Source organism: Nocardia heshunensis, from assembly GCF_054782115.1.
Map to the genome: position 1 here is coordinate 1 of NZ_BAAGTC010000032.1, position 513 is coordinate 513.

The window sequence follows — 513 nt, forward strand, 5'->3', positions numbered from 1 at the left end:
AAATAATCGCTGAGGGGCGTGGTGCGGAGTTTAACTACTATCACTACGCTATGAATGAGTACCATTGGTTACCCTCCCAATGGGCCGAGCTTTCTATGTATGAGAAGGCGTTGGTCATTGCAGGTATTGACATTCGAGTTAAGGAAGAGAAACGACAACAAAAGGAAGCAGAGAGAAGAGCCAAGTCTAAGGGTCGTCACCATTAGGCCCTTGGCTCTTTTCCTTTTGGCTTGGAAAGGAGGTAACGTATGGCAGGTTCAAATTCAGTTAGTGCAACGATTAAAATCAATGATGGCTTTACAGGACCATTAGATAAGCTGGCCGCTGGGTTAGCCAAGGGGTCAACTGGTATGAGTCGCTTGAAGAACGCGATGAGTAGCGGTGGACCGGAGAAGATGGCTAGTGGGTTTAATGGGCTGAACAATACGGTCGGGAAAACCGGTGGCATGTTTAAGCAGTTTCTAGGAGCTAATGTTATCGGTACTGGTATCACCAAGGGCATTGGCCTGATTG

Annotated in this window: 2 protein-coding genes; both read left to right on the forward strand. The window is 47.4% G+C overall.

The features are described 5' to 3' along the window. Nucleotides 1-206 (forward strand): hypothetical protein (locus tag ACYVN4_RS44975; protein WP_460730429.1); only part of this gene is annotated, 206 nt, incomplete at its 5' end. Between the two features lie 42 nt (nt 207-248). Further along, a partial coding sequence (locus ACYVN4_RS44980) for a hypothetical protein (protein WP_460730431.1) occupies nt 249-513 on the forward strand: 265 nt, incomplete at its 3' end.